Annotated in this window: 13 protein-coding genes and 2 pseudogenes; all 15 read right to left on the minus strand. The window is 49.4% G+C overall.

The features are described 5' to 3' along the window. Window positions 1–2 precede the first annotated feature (2 nt). Window positions 3–2,663 (minus strand): translation initiation factor IF-2, encoded by a 2,661-nt coding sequence (gene infB, locus BJP58_RS08280; RefSeq protein WP_194543549.1) that lies wholly within the window; start codon window positions 2,661–2,663, stop codon window positions 3–5. After that, window positions 2,656–2,979, minus strand: a complete 324-nt coding sequence (locus BJP58_RS08285; protein WP_181469797.1) for a YlxQ family RNA-binding protein — start codon at window positions 2,977–2,979, stop codon at window positions 2,656–2,658. The genes infB and BJP58_RS08285 overlap by 8 nt, the downstream gene beginning before the upstream one ends. Beyond that, a complete protein-coding gene (rnpM, locus tag BJP58_RS08290; RefSeq protein ID WP_053492673.1) occupies window positions 2,972–3,283 on the minus strand; it encodes an RNase P modulator RnpM in 312 nt (103 codons plus the stop codon). The genes BJP58_RS08285 and rnpM overlap by 8 nt, the downstream gene beginning before the upstream one ends. A 25-nt stretch (window positions 3,284–3,308) precedes the next feature. Further along, complete coding sequence (gene nusA, locus BJP58_RS08295) at window positions 3,309–4,406, minus strand: transcription termination factor NusA (RefSeq protein WP_194543550.1); 1,098 nt, start codon at window positions 4,404–4,406, stop codon at window positions 3,309–3,311. Between the two features lie 32 nt (window positions 4,407–4,438). After that, window positions 4,439–4,900 (minus strand): ribosome maturation factor RimP, encoded by a 462-nt coding sequence (gene rimP / locus BJP58_RS08300; protein WP_194543551.1) that lies wholly within the window; start codon window positions 4,898–4,900, stop codon window positions 4,439–4,441. A 179-nt stretch (window positions 4,901–5,079) separates the two neighbouring features. Continuing rightward, window positions 5,080–9,396, minus strand: coding sequence for a PolC-type DNA polymerase III (locus BJP58_RS08305; RefSeq protein WP_194543552.1), 4,317 nt, complete (start codon window positions 9,394–9,396; stop codon window positions 5,080–5,082). Between the two features lie 255 nt (window positions 9,397–9,651). Continuing rightward, window positions 9,652–11,109 carry a proline--tRNA ligase gene (gene proS, locus BJP58_RS08310; protein WP_071220115.1) on the minus strand — a complete coding sequence of 486 codons (1,458 nt, stop codon included), beginning with the start codon at window positions 11,107–11,109 and terminating at the stop codon, window positions 9,652–9,654. 223 nt (window positions 11,110–11,332) lie between these two features. After that, window positions 11,333–12,601, minus strand: a complete 1,269-nt coding sequence (gene rseP / locus BJP58_RS08315) for an RIP metalloprotease RseP (RefSeq protein ID WP_426200010.1) — start codon at window positions 12,599–12,601, stop codon at window positions 11,333–11,335. 137 nt (window positions 12,602–12,738) lie between these two features. Then, window positions 12,739–13,878, minus strand: coding sequence for a 1-deoxy-D-xylulose-5-phosphate reductoisomerase (locus tag BJP58_RS08320; RefSeq protein ID WP_194543554.1), 1,140 nt, complete (start codon window positions 13,876–13,878; stop codon window positions 12,739–12,741). An 18-nt stretch (window positions 13,879–13,896) separates the two neighbouring features. Next, window positions 13,897–14,696: pseudogene (locus BJP58_RS08325) on the minus strand (phosphatidate cytidylyltransferase). Between the two features lie 20 nt (window positions 14,697–14,716). After that, the gene (locus BJP58_RS08330) at window positions 14,717–15,484 is read right to left on the minus strand and encodes an undecaprenyl pyrophosphate synthase (protein WP_071220111.1); all 768 of its coding nucleotides are present in this window, start codon (window positions 15,482–15,484) and stop codon (window positions 14,717–14,719) included. A gap of 73 nt (window positions 15,485–15,557) precedes the next feature. Then, the gene (gene frr, locus BJP58_RS08335) at window positions 15,558–16,112 is read right to left on the minus strand and encodes a ribosome recycling factor (RefSeq protein WP_006211296.1); all 555 of its coding nucleotides are present in this window, start codon (window positions 16,110–16,112) and stop codon (window positions 15,558–15,560) included. After that, window positions 16,112–16,839, minus strand: a pseudogene (gene pyrH / locus BJP58_RS08340) (UMP kinase). The gene frr and the pseudogene pyrH overlap by 1 nt, the downstream one beginning before the upstream one ends. A gap of 294 nt (window positions 16,840–17,133) precedes the next feature. Further along, window positions 17,134–17,784, minus strand: coding sequence for a translation elongation factor Ts (gene tsf, locus BJP58_RS08345; RefSeq protein ID WP_127592501.1), 651 nt, complete (start codon window positions 17,782–17,784; stop codon window positions 17,134–17,136). Between the two features lie 248 nt (window positions 17,785–18,032). Further along, on the minus strand, window positions 18,033–18,731 hold the full coding sequence (gene rpsB, locus BJP58_RS08350) for a 30S ribosomal protein S2 (RefSeq protein ID WP_071220108.1): 699 nt from the start codon (window positions 18,729–18,731) through the stop codon (window positions 18,033–18,035). Window positions 18,732–18,953: the final 222 nt, after the last annotated feature.

Here is an 18,953-nt window from a genome sequence, read left to right on the forward strand (position 1 = left end):
CGTTAGCGCTCTACTGTCTCCATGATGAAGGCTTCGATTACGTCTCCTTCTTTGACGTCGCTATAGCTTGCCAAGGTAATACCGCACTCATAACCCTGTGCCACTTCTTTAGCGTCATCTTTAAAGCGCTTGAGGGAATCGATCTTGCCTTCATGAACGACAATGCCGTCACGGATCAAGCGAACTTCTGCGTTACGCGCAATTTTACCGGATGTCACCATACATCCTGCAATCGTACCCACTTTGCTCACTTTAAAGGTGTTGCGGACTTCCGCATGACCGATCACGGTTTCTTTGTACTCCGGATCGAGCATCCCCTTCATAGCTTGCTCAATTTCCTCGATTACATTATATATTACACGGTGCAGACGAATATCAACCTTTTCCTGCTCGGCGGTTTGCTTCGCTTGAACGTCCGGACGAACGTTAAAGCCGATAACAATCGCGTTGGAAGCAGCGGCCAAAATAATATCGGATTCCGTGATTGCCCCGGCACCGCTGTGGATAATTTTGACGCGAACGCCTTCCACCTCGATTTTGTTCAAGGAACCTTTCAGTGCCTCAACAGAACCTTGTACGTCACCTTTGATAATCACGTTAAGATCTTTGATCTCACCGTCTTTAATGTGTTGGAACAGATCATCCAGCGTCACGCGGGTATTCGTGTTCAACTCGGATTGACGATGGGTAATCGCACGCTTATCAGCGATATTACGCGCTTTACGCTCATCTTCAAACACCATAAACGGATCGCCGGCGCCTGGAACTTCAGTCAAACCGGTAATTTCAACCGGCGTTGAAGGACCCGCTTCTTTTAATCGACGTCCTTTATCGTTCACCATTGCACGAATACGACCAAAGCAGTTGCCCGCTACGAAGGCGTCGCCCACTTTCAATGTACCATGCTGAACGAGAATGCGTGCTACCGGACCTCTGCCTTTATCGAGCTCAGCCTCAATAACAGTACCGCGTGCGCGTTTGTCAGGGTTTGCTTTATATTCATTCACTTCTGCTACCAGAAGAATCATTTCAAGCAAGTCTTCCAGACCCATCCGCTGTTTCGCCGAAACGTTAACGAAGATGGTGTCTCCGCCCCACTCTTCAGGCACTAACTCGTATTCCGTCAATTCTTGTTTGACTTTATCCGGGTTAGCATCAGGTTTATCGATTTTGTTCACGGCAACGATGATCGGCAAGCCTGCAGCTTTCGCATGGTTAATCGCTTCGACCGTCTGTGGCATCACGCCGTCGTCAGCCGCAACCACGATGATCGTCATATCCGTTACTTGCGCACCACGGGCACGCATAGCCGTAAACGCTTCGTGGCCTGGTGTATCCAGGAACGTAATCTTCTTGTTATTGATCTCGACTTGATAAGCACCGATATGCTGCGTAATACCGCCAGCCTCTCCACTCGATACATTCGTGGAACGGATCGCATCAAGCAGCGTCGTTTTACCGTGGTCGACGTGACCCATGATGGTAACGACCGGTGGACGCTCTTTCAGTTCTTCCGGAGCATCGTTTTCTTCAACGGTCTCAAAACGATCTTCCTCAACCGGAATTTTCACTTCGACTTCTACACCGAATTCGCCAGCGAGCAATAGAATCGTATCGATATCCAGCTCCTGGTTGATGGTGGCCATCACGCCGAGGAAAATCAGCTTCTTGATGACTTCGGAAGCGTCCTTGTGAAGCAGCTTCGCCGTTTCACCGACGGTCATGTTGCCACGGACGATAATTTTCTTCGGCGTGTTGTCGATTTTCTCACGAGGCGGCTGCTGATTATGTTGATTCCGGCCACGGTTGTTCTTTCCACCGCGATTGTTGCCACGGAATCCACCTTGACGGTTGTTGTCATCAAAACGCTTGGAGTCTGAACGATTGTTATTGTTGTTTCTGGAACCGCGGTTCTGGCTGTTACTGTTGTTGTTGTTAGAGCTTGTGAATCCGCCTCCGGTTCCACCCGGCTTGCTCTGTGGACGTGCTCCGCCTTGGTTGTTGCTGCCCTGCGGACGCGATCCACCTTGATTACTGCCTTGCGGACGTGCGCCGCCTTGACCTCCGCCCTGAGGACGTGATCCGGTCTGCGTGCTGCCGCCTGGTCTGGATGCTTGGCTACGATTGTTCTGCTGACTTCCTTGTGCGGAGCCAGACTGATTTCTTCGGGTATCCTGTCCTCCTTGGGGACGCTGGGAACCTGAAGCATTCTGAGTGTTTTGATTCGTTCTACTATTCATACCTACCTGCTTTTCCTGTTGTTTTTTGGGCTGGCTTTGACCTTGTTGTCCTGTTGCTCTCTGTCCTGAATTACGCATACCGTCCTGCCCATTACGGTTGCCTTCTGCACTTCCGCTAGCGGAAGTGCCTTCTGTTCTTGCATTGGATACAGTTGCAGCCGCATTGGCTCCGGAAACCGCCGGTTTACGATTCTCGGTTCGGGAAGCGTCGCCACTATCCCGCTTGGCTGCTGCATTCGATTTGATATCTTTAAAGAACTGCTCGACCTTGGACACCGTATCGTTTTCCATTACGCTCATATGGTTATTGACCGGAACGTTCAAACGTTTAAGGATCGTGATGATTTCTTTACTGCTCATGTTCAACGATTTAGCATATTCGTATACTCGAAGTTTATTGTCTTTGTTTTCCTGTTTACTCAATATACTCCACCTCCGACATTGTCTCCAGTTTCTTGGAGATCATTTCTGCGAATCCTTGATCCGTAACTGCCAGCACAACCCGCTCGGGTTTACCTACACTTGTGCCCAGACTTTCCCGGTCAAATCCGATTACCAGAGGGATATTGTAAGAACCGCATTTATCGCGGATCTTCTTTGTTGTATTCACTGAGGCGTCACCCGCCAGAATAACCAATTTTGCTTCAGAAGACCGGATGGCTTTGAGCACGATCTCATCCCCGGTAACCACCTTACCTGCCCTCATGGCCAGGCCGAGCTGAGAAAGCGCCCTATTCATCATCGGCAGCACTCTCTTTTGCAGCCAGGAATTCATCTTCCACCTTGATGAAATCCTGTGCCAACTGTTCATAGATCTCTGGCTTCACATGTTGTTTCAACGCGCGATCCAGTGCTTTATTTTTGTGCGCCAGCTTGAAGCAGGAAACTTTGCCGCATAAATACGCTCCCCGTCCCGACTTTTTGCCGGTGAGATCGATCAGGACAGCATCCTCGGGAGTCCTAACAATCCGGATAAGCTCTTTCTTCGGCATCATTTCCTGACACGCTACACATTTACGCAGCGGTATCTTTCTCTGTTTCAAGACGACAACCCCCTGTCATTTGGAATTAATCGACAGAGACAGAATCCTGGTGCATTTCACCTGATTGGGACTTCGGTCTGCCAAATTCCTGCTCCGCCTGACTTTCGCTCTTAATATCAATCTTCCAGCCTGTCAGCTTCGCCGCGAGACGAGCATTCTGGCCTTTGATCCCAATCGCAAGCGAGAGTTGATAATCCGGAACAATTACACGCGCCATCTTCTCATCTTCAAACACTTGAACTTCAAGTACTTTGGATGGGCTCAGCGCATTGGCCACGTATTCTTCAACCTGTTCGGAATAACGCACGATGTCAATCTTTTCGCCGCGAAGCTCATTGACAATCGTCTGTACGCGCATACCTTTAGGTCCTACGCAAGAGCCAACCGGATCGACTTCATCGTTACGGGAAAATACCGCAATTTTGGAGCGGAATCCAGCTTCGCGCGCAACCGAGCGAATTTCAACAACGCCGTCAAAGATTTCCGGCACTTCAAGCTCGAACAGGCGCTTCAAGAGGCCCGGATGCGTACGGGACAGCATAATCTGCGGCCCTTTGGTGGTATTCTCAACCTTGGTAATGTACGCTTTGATCCGGTCGCCATGCTTGAACTTCTCGTTAGGCATAAGCTCGGTAAGCGGCAGAGCCGCTTCGATCTTGCCAAGGTCGATATAGATGTTACGTAAATCTTGACGCTGCAGCGTACCCGTTACGATATCATCTTCCTTGTCAATAAAAGCGCTGTAGATCAGGCCGCGTTCGGCTTCTCTAATGCGCTGGGTAACAACTTGCTTTGCCGTTTGAGCTGCAATCCGTCCAAAATCACGTGGCGTAACCTCGATTTCCGCTATATCTTCAATCTGAAAATGCGGATTGATTTCCCGGGCTGCATGCAGCGAAATTTCAGTCCGCGGATCCAGCACCTCTTCCACAATCAGCTTCCGCGCGAACACCTTGATAACACCCGTATTGCGATTCATGTCTACCCGTACATTTTGCGCCGTGTTGAAATTGCGCTTGTAACTCGAGATCAGTGCCGCTTCAATGGCTTCAAACAGCACATCCTTACTGATGCCCTTTTCTCTTTCCAACTCATTCATCGCTTCAATAAAATCCATACTCATTGAAAATCGGTTCCCCCTTTCAAAACTTCCGTTTAAAAAATGATGGCCAATCTGGCACTGGCTACTTTTGCATATGGAATCACGTACTGTTTCTTGACGGTTTGAATGACTAGCTCCTCGTTATCAAAGGATTCCAGCTTGCCTTCAAACTCTTTCAACCCGTTAATCGGCTCGTATACCGTTACAAACACGTCCTTGCCGACTGACTTCGCAACATCCTCTTTTTTCTTCAGGGGACGTTCCGCGCCAGGAGAAGAGACTTCAAGAAAATAAGCTGTCGGGATCGGATCGTTCTCGTCCAGCTTCTGGCTCAGGTATTCACTGATTAAACCGCAATCGTCAATGTCAATGCCGCCGTCTTTATCAACAAACACGCGCAAGAACCAGTTGCTTCCTTCCTTCACGTATTCCACATCTACCAGTTCAAAGCCGTGTTCGTCCAAATACGGCTGCACCATTTCTTCCACAGTCGTTTTAATCTTTGATGTGCTCAAAGAACATAACCTCCAAGTTGATTTCCTATATACCAAAGAGTAAAGAGTGGGTTGCCCCACTCTTTACACAACGGTTTTATCTCCATGATTACCAAAAAAATTATAACATAGTCTGGTAATAGTGACAAGTATGACTCCTTGACTGTCAAGGCGTCACGGCCATGAAAGAATGACAAGAATCAGAACAATGACAACTGGTTGCTCTCCGGCAGACCGCGGAAGCATCCCATTTGGGTTAACAGCTCCACGGCGGTTTTGCTTGCCTTCGATTTTTGCTGGAAATCCTCGATGGAGAGGAATTCTCCAAATTCACGCGCGGCAGCAATGTTGCGGGCGGCGTTATCGCCGATTCCCGCAAGCGCAGAGAACGGCGGTATGAGCGAGTTTCCATCCACCTTAAATCGGAGCGCATCCGATTCATACAGATCGATGTTCTTGAACGTGAAGCCCCTCGCTGTCATTTCCAGCGCCATCTCCAAAATCGGCAGCATACCCTTTTCTTTCGGGCTTGCTCCGAAGCCGAGCTGCTCAATCTCTTCAATCCGGCGATAAATCGCCTCATAACCCTGACAGCATAGTTCGATATCGAAATCCTCGGCACGCACCGAGAAATACGTTGCATAATATTCGATCGGATAATAAAGCTTGAAGTAAGCCGTCCGCACCGCTGAGATAACATACGCGGCGGCGTGGGCTTTCGGGAACATGTACTGGATTTTGAGACAGGAATCAATGTACCACTGCGGCACTTTGCATTTCTTCATCTCGTCAATCCATTCCTGTGACAATCCCCGGCCTTTACGTACGCTTTCCGTAATTTTAAACGCGAGGCTCGCGTCCATTCCAGCCTTATAAATCAGGAACAACATGATATCATCGCGGCAACCAATAACGGTTTTGATGTTGCATGTACCATTCTTGATAAGCTCTTGCGCGTTGCCGAGCCAAACGCCGGTTCCGTGTGACAGACCCGAGATTTGCAACAAGTCGGCAAAACTCGACGGCTGCGATTCCACCAGCATCTGACGTACGAATTTGGTACCCATCTCCGGCACGCCGAAGGTGGCCACCGGCGAGCGTATTTGCTCCGGCCTGACGCCAAGCGCTTCCGTCGAGTTAAACATGCTCATTACTTTCGGATCGTTCATCGGTATGGTCGTTGGATCCACGCCGGTCAAATCCTGGAGCATCCTCATCATCGTCGGATCATCATGTCCGAGAATATCCAGCTTGAGCAGATTCGCTTCAAAGGCGTGATAATCAAAATGCGTCGTTTTCCACTCTGCATTGACATCGTCCGCGGGGAATTGCACCGGCGTAATCTCTTCCACTTCGATGTAATCCGGCACAACGACAATACCGCCGGGATGCTGGCCTGTGCTCCGCTTGACGCCGGTACAGCCTGATGCCAGCCGGTTCAATTCCGCGCCCCGCCAGCGCTTGTTGTTGTGTTCCTCATATTTTTTGGCAAAGCCAAACGCCGTCTTCTCTGCCACGGTGCCGATGGTACCGGCACGGAATACGTTCTCCTCGCCAAACATCTCTTTGGTGAAATTATGGGCATGCGGCTGATATTCACCGGAGAAGTTCAAGTCAATATCGGGAACCTTATCCCCTTTAAAACCCAGGAAGGTTTCGAATGGTATATCCTGTCCCTCGCCTTTCATCATGTTTCCGCATTCCGGACAAGCTTTGTCCGGCAAGTCAAATCCACTCGGCACGCTGCCGTCCAGGAACCATTCGCTGTGTTTGCAGTCGCTGTTCAAGCAAATGTAATGGGCGGGAAGCGGGTTAACCTCGGATATGCCGAGGAATGTGGCAACGACGGATGAACCTACGGAACCCCGTGAACCAACCAAATAGCCGTCCCGGTTCGATTTCTTAACCAGTTTCTCGGAAATCAAATAGTTCGCTGAGAAACCGTATTTAATGATCGGCTCAAGCTCTTTCTCCAACCGGGCCACTACGACTTCCGGCAAGTTCTCGCCATAAATGGACTTGGCCGTGTCGTAGCAGGTGTTGCGGATTTCTTCATCCGCGCCATCCAGAATCGGCGTAAACAGCTTGTCCGGGAACAATTCCAATTCTTCAAAGCGGTCGGCCAGCTCGCTAGTGTTCGTTACAACAACTTCATAACATTTGCTCTGTCCCAAAAACTCGAATTCTTCGAGCATCTCATCCGTAGTCCGAAAATGCGCGTCAGGCTTGCGCATATCCTTGAGCGGGCTGAAACCGGTAATCCCATGGATGGTAATATCCCGGAACAGCTTATCCCGCGGTTCAAGATAGTGCACGTTTCCTGTGGCGATGACCGGCTTGTTCAGTTTTTCGCCGATACGCACGACTTTGGAAATTGCGGTTTTGATCTCTTCGGGACTGCCTACCAAGCCTTTGTCCACCAAATGCATATACATCGTCAACGGCTGAATCTCCAAAACATCGTAGAAGTCCGCAATCTCTTCGGCTTCCTCCTCCGTTTTGTTCAGCACCGTTTCGAAGAACTCCCCTTTTTCGCAGCCGGAAAGCACCAGTAACCCATCTCGCATCTCTTGAAGCTTGGATTTAGGAATACACGGCACTCGCTTGAAATATTCGGTATGCGACATGGAGATCAGCTTGTACAGGTTTTTCTTGCCCGTCATATTCAAAGCATAAATACCGCAGTGGAAAGGACGGGTATTGGACAGATCCGTACCGACATAATCATTGAGGCGGTCCAGCATCTTAACGCCTTTGGTTTTGTCCACATCGCTAAGGAGCCCGTTCAGGATTCCTGCCAGCGCAATCGTATCGTCAATCGCTCGGTGATGGCTTTCGAGCAGTACCTTATACTTGTCAGCCAACGTGTTAAGACGATGATTCTTAAGTCCCGGATGTACCAGACGTGCCAGCTCCAGCGTATCCAGGTAGGGATTGTCGAGCGTATCCATCCCGGCATTTTTGAGCGCTGCCTGAATGAATCCCATGTCAAATCGAGCGTTGTGAGCCACAAGCACGGCATCCCCGACGAATTCAACAAACTCTTTCAATACCGGCTCCAGTTCAGGAGCATCCTTAACCATGTCATCATTGATATTGGTCAATTGCTGAATATGGTATGGAATACGCTCATGCGGGTTGACAAAAGTGGCGTATCGGCCAATTTCCTTGCCCTCGTTCATCTTAACTGCGGCCAGCTCGATAATCTTGTTCGCGGTGATGGACAAACCTGTGGTTTCAATATCGAACACCACGTAAGTCGCGCTGCTCAGTTCAATCGGCTGTGCCTGTTCCACGATATTGACGGCATCATTCACAACGTTGGCCTCGACGCCGTACAACATTTTAATCCCGTGTTTCTTTGCGTTCTTGGCTGCTTCAGGGTAACATTGCACCCCGCCATGATCACTAACGGCAATCGCTTTATGGCCCCAGGCAGCCGCGGTCTTGATGTATCGGTCGATCGGCGTGACTGCGTCCATCGTGCTCATCGTTGTATGCAGATGGAATTCTACCCGTTTCTCGGCTGCATTATCCTTACGAGATGGCGGCGCCGGCACTTCATTAAGATCGGACGGAATCATCACCAGCTCCGGCACCTGCATAAACCGGTCATATTCCACGCGCCCGCGTGCCTTCACCCATTTGCCGTTCTCAAGCAGGCTCAGGACCTTCAAGTCCTCCTTGGTCTTACCAAACATTTTCATTTGCAAAGAATCGCTGAAATCCGTCAGATAGAATGTGAATAACGTACTTCCGTTACGAAGTTCCTTACGATCCAATCCGAAGATGGTTCCCTGAATCGTAATTTTCTTCTCTTCGTCTTGGATCTCCTGAAGCGGAACCGGCGGTTCCTTGATATCATACCCAACCTGCAGCCGAACCGCGCCCTCTTCCTCATCCTCGGCATCCAGCTCAGCTTCCATGCTGCTCATGATCTGCTCGATGACCTCGCGTTCTTCTTCCCGCTTCCTCTGCTCGAACTCCTCGTAAGCCGCCTGACCATTATCGCCGACCTGCATTTTCACGCGCAGCGTCAGATCGAAATATTGCCCGAAAAAGCGGGTAATGGCGGAATCGATCTGTTTCTTGCGGGCAAGCTCCAGCGACATGCCATCCGACATGGAGAGAAGGACTTGCCCATCTTCCACCTCGTATTTAGCCCTTGTCATCCATCCATTAACCGAAGGGATCTCACGATGTGCCCATTCTAGAAACAAACCCCAGTATTCTTGCACGATATCTGCTTCGGGAACGCTGCTTCCATATCGGAACACAAATTTGATCTTCGCGATATGCCCCATCTTCTCCTGAATTCTCAGACAAAATGTGCGATAGACCTCAGCTGGAACCAAGGTCTCCTTCAGGACGGTTATTCTCCAGTCCTTGCTGGCCTTGCTTGTCTCTACCTGCTCGATCACACCATCCAAAAAATAGGGTTCCACCAGATTGGCCGGAACTTCTCCCTGCTTGATCAGCAGTTCAAATCGCTTCCTTTTATCTTCTGTTGTGCCCATGGTTCCCTCCCCTGCATTACATAAAGCTATAAGAAAAACTTCTATCGACGTACGTCCACAGAAATCAAACCGCGTTAAAGCGGATGTGAGAAATAGAATAAAGCTTCCGCCGGCAGCACCCATTCGTCCTGCCCCAATAAGTAAGAGCGTCCGCCATACTGCCATCCGGAAGCTTACTCCAGATGATGAATCCCGGTTCTTGACGAAGGATTCCTCCCTCACCCAAACTTGCCGGACATTCATATTATCGATTTACTAGTACGCTCTCGCGAACAGCACGGTATGTTTCGCATCTTCACCACATACGAGACACTTGGTTTTCTTCTCGGCCGGTTCGAACGGAATGTTTCTGCTCGTAGCACCGGTTTCTTGCTTGACGGTATCTTCGCAAGCTTCCGAACCGCACCATCCAGCCAAGGTAAACCCGCGTTTTTCCTCCATGCTGTCCTTCATTTCATCCAGTGTCTCCACCGAATAGAAATGATCCTCACGGAACTGCTTCGCGCGCTCGAACATTTCCTGGTGCACCTGCTCCAGCATATTCTGTACTTCCTGGGTCAGATTCGCTTGCTCTACGATTTTCTTCTCGCCTGTAATACGGGAGACAAGCACGCACACACCATTCTCCATGTCACGCGGTCCGATCTCCAGACGCACCGGTACTCCGCGCATTTCATACTCATTGAATTTCCAGCCTGGACGCACATCCGGATTGTCGTCAACGCGTACGCGGATGCCTGCGGATTTCAGTTCACGGAACAGTTCGTCCGTACGGCCCACAACCGCGTCTCTCGTCTTCGGCGGACCAATTGGAATCATGATCACTTGCGTTGGCGCGACTTTAGGAGGAAGCACCAATCCGCGGTCATCCCCATGGACCATAATCAACGAACCAATGAGACGTGTGCTGACGCCCCAGGATGTCGTGTGAGCATATTCCAGCGTATTTTCACGATTCAAATATTGGATGTCAAAAGCTTGCGAGAAGTTGGTCCCCATATAATGCGAAGTACCAGCCTGTACAGCTCGTCCGTCTTTCATCATCGCTTCGATCGAGAACGTATCCACGGCGCCAGCGAATTTCTCCGAAGGTGTCTTCTGCCCTTTGATTACCGGAATCGCGAGGTAGTCCTCTACGAATTGCTGATAGATATCCAGCATTTGCATGGTTTCCCCTCTAGCCTCAACTTCCGTTTCGTGCGCGGTATGGCCTTCTTGCCATAGAAACTCACTCGTGCGAAGGAACGGCAGCGTGCGTTTTTCCCAGCGGACCACGTTAGCCCACTGGTTAATCAGCACAGGGAGATCACGATAGGATTGAATCCATTTGGAATACATGTGCCCGAACATCGTTTCGGAAGTCGGACGGATCGCCAGACGTTCCTCCAGCTTCTCTCCAGCTGCTTCCGTGACCCATGGCAGCTCGGGATTAAATCCTTCGACATGCTCCTTCTCCTTTTGGAAAAAGCTCTCGGGAATGAACAGCGGGAAATACGCATTCCGATGGCCCGTAGCCTTAAAGCGTCGATCCAACTCTTCCTGGATATGCTCCCAAATTTCATAACCGTCCGGTTTGAAGACGATGCAGCCTCTGACTGGAGAGTAATCCATCAGGTCCGCTTTTTTGATGACATCGATATACCAGCGCGAGAAATCTTCCGCTTGCGGCGTAATCTCCGTCACGAATTGTTTATCCTTCGATTCCTTAGACATATAAATCGTGTGCCTCCCATTAATAAAACGCATGGTCTAAACCCTGTTTAACGGCTTGACTGGCGCTATTGGCGATATGTGTGAACGAGCTGCGGCTGTATAGCCCGCCCTGTATTTATAGCAACTCCATTTGCTAGATATCGTTAGACATGAACATCTGCTAACAATAGAAAAGGTACGGCTTTTTCGTTGCGGCTGGCGCACCGAGCCGTACCCTAGGTTTTTATCCGTTGATCAAACGCAAAATATCGTTATAGGTTACGGCTATCATTAACAGGAACAGCATCGCAAACCCGACAAAATGAACCATGCCTTCTCTGTTCGGGTCAACTGGCTTGCCCCTTAAAGCTTCGATCCCTAAGAATACAAGCCGGCTTCCATCGAGTGCCGGAATCGGCAGCAGATTGAATATGCCCAGATACAAGCTTAGAATGGCCGCCCAATAGGTCAGCTGTTCGATACCCTGCTTGGCGATTTGCCCCGTCACTTCGAACGTCCGTACAGGACCGCCAAGATCATCCATGGAGAACTTCTGAATCAACTGTCTGAAGCCCTGGAAGATAATATTCGTTGTATCTACCATTGCGGTTCCGGACCCGGTAATTGTCTCCCCAATCCCTGCGGATCGGGTAGGAAGCTCAGGAACAATCCCGACCTTGCCGCCTTCCTGTCCCTCCATCGTCCGCGGAGTTAAGGTCAGATCAAATGATTCCTCACCCCGGCGCACAGTCCATTCCATCGGCTTGTCCTTGGACGCCGCAATCAATTCGATCATCTTCTGATAATCGGCACCAATGGCGGTTCCGTTAATGCTCTCGATGATGTCTCCCTCTTTCAGATCGGCTTCATCTGCAGGCATGCCTTTGGTAATCTCGCCAATCTGCACATAGGTTGGATTCTCAACCGGTATGCCGGCCATTTGAATGTGAAGGGCAAACAGCACGAAGGCCAGTATGAAGTTCATGACAGGACCGGCAAAAATCGCAAGCGCTCTTTGGCCAACGGTTTTGCTGCCGAATTGACGGTCTCTCGGTGCGATCTGCGTCTCGACACCTTTGGCTACCGTCAAGGCTTGCGGATGGATTTCAAATTGCTGGAACTCACCATCCACATCAAGCCTAACCGACAAACGATCCACCATATCCATAAACTGGACTTCGCCGCGAATGACATTTTTACGGTTGTCGAGTTGATCCAGATAAATCTTTTTCACTTGATTCTCTGCATTCAATCGAACCGCAATCGTCTGACCGGGCTGAATCTCGACAAGTTCCGGATCTTCCCCGGCCATGCGGGCATATCCGCCGAATGGAAGAAGACGTAGCGTAAACTGCGTTTCATGGCGTTTATATGAGAACAGCTTTGGACCAAATCCAATCGCGAACTCGCGTACCAAGATTCCGGCACGCCGGGCAAAATAATAGTGACCCCATTCGTGCACGGTAACGATCACAAAAAACATGAGCACCGTTAAAAAAACGACCCGAACCATTTCCAATTCTTTACATCCCCCTTTTCCTCTGAGAACGCAGTATGTCCCTATAGATTATCATTATTCTCCTGTCGTCCACAAGAGAATCACAAGCTGTCCGCTTTTTTTCAAGGGAGATTTCAAAAACACTTCAAATCCTATAGTCGGGAAGCTAATTCACGTGAGATCCGATCGCTCTCTTCAATCGTTTCCAGTGCCGGTTCCGGCGCAACATGATGGCTTTGCAGCACTTCCTCAATGATCTCTTCAATTCGCAGAAAAGAGATTTCGCCGCGGAGAAACCGGGCGACCGCAATTTCATTAGCTGCATTGAATACCGTTGGCGCTGTCCCACCCATTTTACCACATTCATAAGCAAGCCTTAAACAAGGAAAACGTTCAAGGTCCATCTCCCGGAAATGCAGCTTGCCCGCTTCCGCCAAAGATAGCCTTGGTGCAGGGGAAGTCCACCGTTCCGGATAGGTCAGCGCATATTGAATCGGAACGCGCATATCCGGGTTGCCGAGCTGGGCAATGATACTCGAATCACGGAATTCCACAAAAGAGTGAATGATGCTTTCCGGGTGAAGCAGTACAGAAATGTTGTCGTAAGGAATACCATACAACCAATGGGCCTCGATCACCTCAAGCCCTTTATTGACCATGGTGGCCGAATCAATCGTGATCTTGGCACCCATGGACCAGTTCGGATGTTTAAGCGCATCCTCCACCGTAACGTTGACCAGCTGTTCCCGGGTGTAATCCCGGAATGAGCCTCCGGAAGCCGTCAGCGTGATCCGTTCAATATCTTCATGCCGCTCTCCATTCAGGCATTGGAATATGGCGGAATGCTCGCTATCGATCGGCAAGAGTTTTACCCCTTTGGTAGCCGCCCGGGCCGTAACCAGATGACCTGCCGTTACCAACGTCTCCTTATTGGCGAGCCCAATGGTCTTCCCCCCATCAATCGCTGCAAGTGTAGAGGACAGACCCAAACTTCCAACGACCGCTGTAACCACCATTTCCGCATCTGTCGCTGCCGCAATCTCGATCAAGCCTTCATGACCATGGAACACTTCGGTTCCGGCAGGAAGATCATGCCTTATGCTGTCAGCAAGCTCTCTTGTAGCAACGGACACTTTGCGAGGAGAAAACTCCTTGACCTGCTGAAGCAGCAGGTCCTTATTACTCCCTGCAGCGAGGCCCTCAATCTGAAAATGTTCCCGGTGTTTCCTTACAACATCCAAAGTCTGGGTACCTATGGAGCCAGTGGAGCCGAGTACGCTGATCTTCTTCATGCAACATCTTTCCTTTCATCAGTAAGGCAGGAGACTCAATATATGTACAAACGGAAATACGACGATCCAACTGTCACATCGATCCAGTATCCCTCCATGACCCGGCAGCAGTTTGCCCGAATCCTTGATGTCATACACCCGTTTATAGGCGGATTGCACCAAATCCCCGAGTTGACCGATAACAGCGCATGAAAGTCCGATCAGAATCGCTTGTCCAGCCGTCAGGAATCCATCTGAGAAGAATGAAAAGAGCAGAGATGTGAACACGGCGATGACCACACCGCCGAGCGCACCCTCAACCGTTTTGTTCGGACTTATGGAAGGCCACAGTTTATGGCGCCCCATGGCGCGTCCGACAAAATACGCTCCCGCATCACTTGCCCAGATCGAGGCCAGAAGCAGAAAAGTCCAGAATACGCCATGGCCGTCAGGAGCATGTCGTGATTCGGCGATAAAGGAAAATCCGATTCCGATATACGCTGATGCCATAAACAATAAGGAAACCCGTTTGATATCAATTACATTCTTCGTCGTCACGGTCGCCAGTAAAAATAAAAGCAGCAGGAGCCAAAGTACATGTTCCCACGGGATCTGAATATTCAAATCAAGCGGACCCCATGGAAATACAAGCAACAGCACCCCCGCATATCCAATCCACGCCGTTCCCCGAACGGTGCCGTATTGGTCATGCGCACAAACTCATAATAACCGATTAGCGCCATCGCCAGAATCAGAAGATGGTACCACAGACCGCCTATGAAACATAATCCTAAAAAGACCGCTCCCGCTATAATTCCGGTAATCAATCGCTGTTTCAAAACGTTCCATCCTCCATCGGCTACGAAAGTCCACCGTAGCGCCTTGTTCTTTGTTGATAATCGGCTACGGCCTCCACCAAATGGTCTTTGGTAAATTCCGGCCAATAGGCATCCGTAAACCATAGCTCACTATACGCGAGCTGCCACAGCATAAAATTACTTAGCCGCAGCTCGCCGCTTGTGCGGATCAGTAAATCCGGATCCGGCAATTCGCCTGTGAGGAGCCGTTGGCCAATCAGTTCCTCTGTAATATCCTCAGGACGAAGAATCCCGTCGCGCACTTCTCGTCCGAGCGCCTTGACACTTTCGGTGATCTCTTTCCGGCTACCGTAATTGAGCGCAAAGTTAAGCACAAGTCCGTCATTGCCGGCTGTCTTCGCAACTGCTTCTTCCATCGCAGACACGGTATGGGACGGAAGGTCTTCCGGATGTCCCATCATGCGGACCTGGACATTTTTTTCGATCAGCTCTTCCAGCTCAATAGCCAGGAACTCTTGCGGAAGCTTCATCAGAAAATCGACCTCATCCTTCGGACGCGTCCAATTTTCTGTCGAAAAAGCGTACATCGTCAATATTTTGATTCCCAAATCATCGGCGGCAATGGCCGCTCTTTTGACAGCCTTCATGCCATTCTGATGTCCAACGATTCGCGGCATACCGCGCCGTTTTGCCCAGCGTCCATTACCATCCATGATGATGGCGACATGATGTGGGATGTTGTCCGGAGAGAGCTGATGCGTCTGCTGACTGTCCTCCTGATTCAACCACGATCGAACCCGTTTGATCATTCCATTTCCTCCAGGCATCTTTCTGCAAAAAAAGAGACAAACCCCACCATTGACAGGAGGGGCCACAAGTCTCTTATACTTCCATGATCTCTTTTTCTTTAGCAACGAGGACTTTGTCGACTTCTGCGATAAATTTATCCGTCGCTTTTTGGATATCTTCCTGATGTCTCCGGGACTCGTCCTCGGAAATATCTGTTTTCTCCAATTTTTTGATGTCGTCGTTGGCATCACGGCGAATGTTGCGGATGGCCACTTTCGCTTCCTCGCCGAATTTCTTCGTCATTTTCACCAGTTCGGTTCTGCGTTCTTCCGTCAGTGCAGGTACGACGAGACGAATTTGATTACCATCATTCGCCGGCGTCAATCCGATATCCGATTTCATGATCGCTTTCTCGATATCGGCCAAGGACGACTTGTCCCAAGGCTGGATCATGAGCGTTCTTGAATCCGGCGTGCTGATGTTAGCCAGCTGATTCAGCGGGGTTGGTGCTCCGTAGTATTCAACCGTGATCCGGTCGAGCAGCGCTGGCGCTGCCCGTCCTGCGCGCAGCGTTGCCAGGTCACGCTTCAAAGACAAGATCGCTTTTTCCATGCGTTCTTCTGCATTCTTTTTCACCGATTGCGGCATTAATCTACACTCCCTTTGACGATCGTTCCGATTTTCTCGCCCAGAACGACGCGCTTGATATTACCTTGCTCCGTAATAGCGAAGACGATGAGCGGGATGTTGTTGTCCATACATAACGATGAAGCTGTAGAGTCCATTACCCAAGGTTTTTGTTCAATACGTCTAGATACGTAAGCTGCTCGTACTTCTCGGCAGTTTCATCCTTAAATGGATCAGCGGAGTACACTCCGTCCACCTTGTTCTTCGCCATGAGAATCACTTCTGCTTCGATTTCCGCTGCGCGAAGCGCTGCAGTCGTATCGGTGGAGAAGTATGGGTTACCCGTACCTGCCGCAAAAATAACGACACGACCTTTTTCCAAATGCCGAATGGCTCTGCGGCGAATATACGGCTCCGCAATTTGCTGCATTGAGATAGAGGTTTGCACCCGAGTCGGCACATCGATCTGCTCCAAAGCATCCTGAAGAGCCAAAGAGTTCATCACCGTAGCCAGCATTCCCATATAATCTGCTGTCGCACGGTCGATTCCGTTCGCGCTGCCGGCGATACCGCGCCAGATGTTTCCGCCGCCGCACACGATGGCAACCTCCACACCAAGCTCAACCACCTCGCGAACCTGCTCAGCGATCGATGAGATCGTCTCAGCATCAATACCATATCCATTCTGCCCTGAAAGGGATTCCCCACTGACTTTCAATATCACTCGTTTATATACTGGCTGTTCCAAATGATAACCCTCCACTTTAAGACGGCGCCTAAGTATACGACGCCCGTTTGAAAAACGACAGACAGACACACCGGCACTGCTTGACGGTTTATAAAAATCGGGTAAAAACATCCGTCTCAAGTAGAAACTTCTGGTCGTCTAATCCAGACTAAAGTCCATTCTTTCTTGTGAGATAAGGGTGCCTTACTCCGAATTTATAACAATCTTATCTCTCTTATGCCTTTATATCTCTTAAAAAAGAAGGAACACAGGTGTGTTCCACTCTTTTCTATAACTTATATTAGCCCATTCGGCTTATTTATTCACCTGGGACATAACTTCCTCAACGAAGTTGTCTTGTTTTTTCTCCAAGCCTTCGCCAAGTTCAAAACGGGCAAAACGACGGATGGAGATGTTCTCACCGATCGTGCTGATTTTTTCGTTAAGCAGCGTGTTGATCGTTTTGTCAGGATCTTTGATGAAGGATTGCTCAAGCAAGCAATATTCTTCATAGTATTTGTTGATGCGGCCTTCAACCATTTTCTCAACGATTTTTTCAGGCTTGCCTTCGTTCAGGGCTTGGTTTTTCAAAATCTCTTTTTCTTTCTCAAGATCTTCAGTCGGCACTTCTTCACGACGAACATATTTAGGGTTAGCAGCCGCAATATGCATAGCGATATCGCGAGCAAACTCTTTAAATTGATCTGTTTTACCTACGAAGTCGGTTTCACAGTTGATTTCAACGAGAACGCCGATCCGTCCGCCACCGTGAATATAAGACTCTACAACGCCTTCAGTTGCAATACGCCCAGCTTTGTTAGCTGCTGCAGACAAACCTTTTTCGCGAAGCACTGCGATCGCTTTGTCGATATCACCATTTGTTTCATCCAGCGCTTTTTTGCAATCCAGCATGCCCGCGCCTGTTCTTTCGCGAAGTTCTTTTACCGCACTAGCTGTTACTGCCATTAGAATTCCCTCCAAATTGGTATGATGAAGTTTTGCGTTTGGACCTCGAGAAAACGATCATTCTTTTGTTCTCTCCAAGATTCCAGATCGCATTAAGTAGTTGTTCTTCCCCTGGGATGCCAGGCTCCGGATTTCACACGTTATTCGCACGTCATCCGTTCTAACATCTTAAAAAAAGGGCAGTGAGAGGTTATACACCTACCAACCACCCTTTTCATTTAATTCATAGTTTATACGTTTAATCCCGATTAAGCAGTTGTTTCTTCACCTTGGTGAGCTTCAACAACGGCATCGGCCATTTTACCAGTCAACAATTTGACAGCGCGGATCGCGTCATCGTTACCTGGAATTACATAGTCGATTTCATCCGGATCACAGTTCGTATCAACGATACCAACGATTGGGATACCCAATTTGCGAGCTTCCGCTACTGCGATGCGCTCTTTGCGAGGATCGATAACGAACAATGCGCTTGGAAGACCCTTCATGTTCTTGATACCGCCCAAGAATTTTTCAAGACGATCTTTCTCTTTGCGGAGAAGGATAACCTCTTTCTTAGGCAATACTTGGAACGTGCCGTCCTCTTCCCAAGTTTCGAGCTGCTTCAAGCGGTTGATACGCTTTTGGATCGTTTCGAAGTTAGTCAAAGTTCCGCCGAGCCAACGTTGGTTGATGTAGTACATACCGCAACGCTCTGCTTCTTCCTTCACGGAATCTTGAGCTTGTTTTTTCGTGCCGACGAACAGGATTGTACCGTTCTCTCCAGCTACGCTTTTTACGAAGTTGAATGCTTCTTCAACTTTCTTGACCGTTTTTTGCAGGTCGATAATGTAGATACCGTTTCTTTCAGTGAAGATAAATTTATCCATTTTCGGGTTCCAGCGACGAGTCTGGTGACCGAAGTGAACGCCAGCTTCCAAAAGCTGTTTCATGGAAATTACTGCCATCTTCACGCACCTCCTAAGTTTGGTTTTTGTGTGTCCCTCCGCCGAGATCATTTTTCATTAAGACTCCCAATCCTGGAAGCACCCTCAACGAAATCACTCTGGCGTGTGTTTTAACACCGTCAATTACTATAACATAACCATGGGCAGGTTGCAATGTCTTTTGTGTACTTCATCAGGTCCGGCCAATCAGGAGCTTGAAGAGCTCCTATAAAGAAAAAAACC

Source organism: Paenibacillus sp. JZ16, assembly GCF_015326965.1.
Taxonomy (GTDB): Bacteria; Bacillota; Bacilli; order Paenibacillales; family Paenibacillaceae; genus Paenibacillus_AQ.